Origin of the sequence: Neisseria sp. HMSC056A03 (genome assembly GCF_001815685.1) — a bacterium.
GTDB classification, from domain to species: domain Bacteria; phylum Pseudomonadota; class Gammaproteobacteria; order Burkholderiales; family Neisseriaceae; genus Neisseria; species Neisseria subflava.
Genome location: NZ_KV821601.1, coordinates 1 through 4,313 on the forward strand (window position 1 = coordinate 1; position 4,313 = coordinate 4,313).

The 4,313-nt window shown below is 44.4% G+C and carries 3 protein-coding genes; all 3 read left to right on the forward strand.

Features of this window, described 5'->3' with window-relative positions; translation table 11 throughout:
• Positions 1-171 precede the first annotated feature (171 nt).
• The 3 genes from uvrB to HMPREF3052_RS03200 are packed head-to-tail and all read left to right on the forward strand — an operon-like array spanning position 172 to position 4,165.
• Positions 172-2,205, forward strand: coding sequence for an excinuclease ABC subunit UvrB (uvrB, locus tag HMPREF3052_RS03190; protein WP_070748483.1), 2,034 nt, complete (start codon positions 172-174; stop codon positions 2,203-2,205).
• Between the two features lie 35 nt (positions 2,206-2,240).
• Positions 2,241-3,515 (forward strand): AAA family ATPase, encoded by a 1,275-nt coding sequence (locus tag HMPREF3052_RS03195; protein WP_070748485.1) that lies wholly within the window; start codon positions 2,241-2,243, stop codon positions 3,513-3,515.
• Positions 3,516-3,529: 14 nt separating this feature from the next.
• Positions 3,530-4,165 carry a DUF4276 family protein gene (locus HMPREF3052_RS03200; RefSeq protein WP_070748489.1) on the forward strand — a complete coding sequence of 212 codons (636 nt, stop codon included), beginning with the start codon at positions 3,530-3,532 and terminating at the stop codon, positions 4,163-4,165.
• Positions 4,166-4,313: the final 148 nt, after the last annotated feature.

Consider the following 4,313-nt stretch of genomic DNA (forward strand, 5'->3'; position numbering starts at 1 on the left):
CTCCAGCTGACCCAGCCCAGCATCCAAGTATTGTTCCTGCTAACACAACCAATCTCAGTTAGCTAAGGAAGGAGATGAAATATTTAGTCTCGTCAGATTGGCACACTATCAATTTTCAGACGGCCCTTTGTTATAATCTTCTCTTTACCTGAACATAAAACAGGCCGTCTTATGGAAGTCATCCAATACCCCGATTCCCCTTTCAAACTCCACCAACCCTTCCCACCCGCCGGCGACCAGCCTGCCGCCATTGCCGGCCTGCTCGAAGGGCTTTCAGACGGCCTGGCCTATCAAACCCTGCTCGGCGTAACCGGTTCGGGCAAAACCTACACCATGGCAAACGTCATCGCCCAAAGCGGCCGACCCGCCATCATCATGGCGCACAACAAAACCCTTGCCGCCCAGCTTTATGCCGAAATGCGCGAGTTTTTCCCCGAAAACGCGGTGGAATATTTCGTCTCCTACTACGACTATTACCAACCCGAAGCCTATGTGCCCAGCCGCGATTTGTTCATCGAAAAAGACAGCGCGATTAACGAACACATCGAGCAGATGCGCCTTTCCGCCACCAAAAACCTGATGACGCGCGACGACGTGATTATCGTCGCTACCGTGTCCGCCATTTACGGTATCGGCGACCCGACCGAGTATCAACAAATGGTGTTGTCCGTCAAAGAAGGCGACACCATCGCCCAGCGCGACATCATCTCCACCCTTGTCTCCATGCAGTACGAACGCGGCGATTTGGACTTCAAACGCGGCAGCTTCCGCGTGCGCGGCGACGTGATTGACGTGTATCCCGCCGAAAGCTCCGAAAACGCCTTGCGCATCAGCCTGTTCGACGACGAAATCGACCGCCTCGATATGTTCGACCCTCTTTCAGGCAGCCTGCACCAGCGCGTCGGCCGCTACACCGTCTTCCCATCCAGCCACTACGTTACCCCGCGCGACACCGTATTGCGCGCCTGCGAGTCCATCAAAGAAGAATTGCGCGAACGCATCGAATTTTTTGCCCGCGAACAACGCCCCGTCGAGCAACAGCGCATCGAACAGCGCACCCGCTTCGACCTCGAAATGCTCTACGAAATGGGCTTCTGCAAAGGCATCGAAAACTACTCCCGCCACTTCTCCGGCAAAAAAGAAGGCGAACCGCCGCCCACACTGATGGACTACCTGCCCGACAACGCCATCATGTTCATCGACGAAAGCCACGTTACCGTCACCCAAATCGGCGGCATGTACAAAGGCGACGCATCGCGCAAGCAAAACCTCGTAGACTACGGCTTCCGCCTGCCTTCCGCCCGCGACAACCGCCCGCTCAAATTCCACGAATTTGAAAAAGTCATGCCGCAAACCATCTTCGTTTCCGCCACCCCCGCCAAATACGAAGAAGAACACGCCGGACAAGTGGTCGAACAAGTCGTCCGCCCCACAGGGCTAGTCGACCCCCAAATCATCATCCGCCCCGTCGCCACCCAAGTCGACGATTTAATGAGCGAAATCAACGACCGCATCCAAAAAGGCGAACGCGTGCTCGTTACCACCCTCACCAAACGCATGGCGGAGCAACTCACCGATTATTACAGCGAACTCGGCATCAAAGTGCGCTACCTGCACAGCGACATCGACACCGTAGAGCGCGTTGAAATCATTAGAGATTTACGGCTCGGACTGTTTGACGTACTCGTCGGCATCAACCTCTTGCGCGAAGGCCTCGACATCCCCGAAGTCTCCCTCGTCGCCATCCTCGACGCCGACAAAGAAGGCTTCCTGCGCTCCCACCGCAGCCTGATTCAAACCATAGGCCGTGCCGCGCGCAACGTGAACGGCGTCGCCATCCTGTACGCCGACAAAATCACCGACTCCATGAAAGCCGCCATCGACGAAACCGAACGCCGCCGCGAAAAACAGATTAAATTCAACGAAGAACACGGTATCGTGCCGCAGCAGATTAAAAAACAAGTCAAAGACATCATCGACGGCGTGTACCACGAAGAAGACGGCGGCAAGGGTCGTCTGAAAGGTAAAGGTAAGAACAAGGTTAAAGTCGGCGAGATTCACAACGAAGAAGACGCGATTAAAGAAATCGCCAAACTGGAAAAAGCCATGCAGCAGGCGGCTAGGGATTTGCAGTTTGAAGAGGCTGCTGTTCTTCGTGATAGAATACGTGGGATTAAAGAAAATCTACTTTTTGGGGTAGAGTAGGTTTTATATAATTGATTTTTTATAGGAATTAAAAAATGGCAAAAATTGAAGGTTTCCGTATTAAGAATTTTGGTTCTCTTAAAGATGTTACATTGGGGAAGCTATGGAATCAACAGAAAAGTAAACCATTGACTCCACTAACTGCCGTAATTGGAAAAAATGGTGTAGGGAAGAGCACTATTTTTGATGCATTTGGTTTTCTATCGGATTGTTTGAAGTTTGGCGTAGAGGAAGCCTGCGATAAACAAGGAAGAGGTGGATATGAACGTTTATTTTCTAAGGGTCAAGAGGGACAAATAGAATTTGAGATTTATTATAAAGAAGATGGAAATGCTAGACCAATAACCTATGAAGTTTCATTTGATGTTGATAATACTGGTAGACCCTTTGTCTCTAAGGAGAGATTGAGGCAACGTAGGAAAGGACAAAAAAATGGAAGGCCTTTCTCATTTTTGATTTTAGATGATGGAAAAGGAGTTGTTTGGAAAGGGGAGCAGGAAGGGAAACAGGTTGATGATGCTTTTGATATAGCCAATTTTATTGAGTCTTTACAAAGAAATAGTAATGAAGAATCAAAAGAAACTGAAGTTGTTGAATTAACAGATAAACGTCGATTAGGAATTGCTACTCTTGGATCATTAACCCAACATCCTAGAATTTCTGCATTTCGGCAATTCATTGAAGGTTGGTATTTAAGTTACTTCACTCCCGATGCAGCCCGTAGCCTTCCTTTGGCTGGTCCTCAAAAACACTTGAATATTCACGGAGATAATTTAGGAAATGTTGTTCAATATATGGAAAGGGAGTACACAAAAAAATTCCAAGGGATTTTGAATAAAATCGCTAAGAAAATTCCAGGAATTGAAAAAATTTCTACAGAGAAAACTAACGATGGCAGACTACTTTTAAAATTTAATGATAAAGGTTTTAAAGACCCTTTTTTTGCACAGCAAATGTCTGATGGGACATTAAAAGTTTTTGCTTATATGTTATTACTAGAAGATCCAAATCCCCCCCCTTTTTTATGTATTGAAGAGCCGGAAAATGGATTATATCATAAACTGCTAGAGTCTCTTGCAGGAGAATTTCGAGAACATGCAAGTAATCGAAAAGATGGTTCACAAGTATTTGTCACTACCCATCAACCATATTTCGTAGATGCCTTAGAACCTGATGAAGTTTGGATTTTAGAGAAAAAGGAAGATGGTTTTTCTTACATTCGTAGAGCCAGTGAAAATGAGTTAATTAAGAATTTGGTAAATGAAGGATTGCCATTAGGTAGTCTTTGGTATAGCGAATATTTAGATTAATTGAGAGCAAGTTTATGCATTTCGAAATTTTAGTTGAAGATAAATCGGGGGAAGAAGCATTAACAATACTTGTTCCTAAAATTATTGGTAGTGAGCATACATTTGAAATTCATTCATATAAAGGAATAGGTCATATTCCTAAAAATTTAAATGCAAATAATGCAAAAACAAAAACTCTTTTAAATAACCTACCAAAACTTATAAATGGATATGCTCAGTCATGGCAAAATTATCAAGCTGTTCTTTTTGTGGTATGTGATTTAGATGATAGAACTCTTGCAAACTTTAAAAGTGAATTATTAAACGTTCTGAATTCTTGTCAAAATAAACCGCAAACAGAATTTTGTATTGCTATTGAAGAGGGAGAGGCTTGGCTATTGGGTGATTTTGGAGCAATTAAACAAGCTTATCATCATGCAAAAGAACAAGTTTATAATTCATATCAAAATGATTCTATTTGTGGTACATGGGAAAAATTGGCTGATATGATTTATAAAGGAGGGGCGGCAGCACTTAAAAAGAAAGGTTCCCAAGAAATTGGAAAGTTAAAATCAGAATGGGCACGTGAAATAAGTCCGTATATGAATGTTGATGCTAATAACTCTCCTAGTTTTATATATTTTCGAGATAAATTAAGAAAATATATATAAGGATTAAAAAAATAGATATACAAAGGTGTGTGCGGTACGCACGCACGCGTTTTTTGGTGTTAAACCATTGTTTCAAACTTTCAGACGACCTCAAACGTCGTCTGAAAACCTCTTAGTGTAAAGGCCGTCTGAAATCCAGTTTTCAGAC

Bases quoted from the DNA above. Each gene is read 5' to 3' on its own strand.
- uvrB (WP_070748483.1), top strand. From the start codon at position 172: ATGGAAGTCATCCAATACCCCGATTCCCCTTTCAAACTCCACCAACCC.
- HMPREF3052_RS03200 (WP_070748489.1), top strand. From the start codon at position 3,530: ATGCATTTCGAAATTTTAGTTGAAGATAAATCGGGGGAAGAAGCATTA.
- HMPREF3052_RS03195 (WP_070748485.1), top strand. From the start codon at position 2,241: ATGGCAAAAATTGAAGGTTTCCGTATTAAGAATTTTGGTTCTCTTAAA.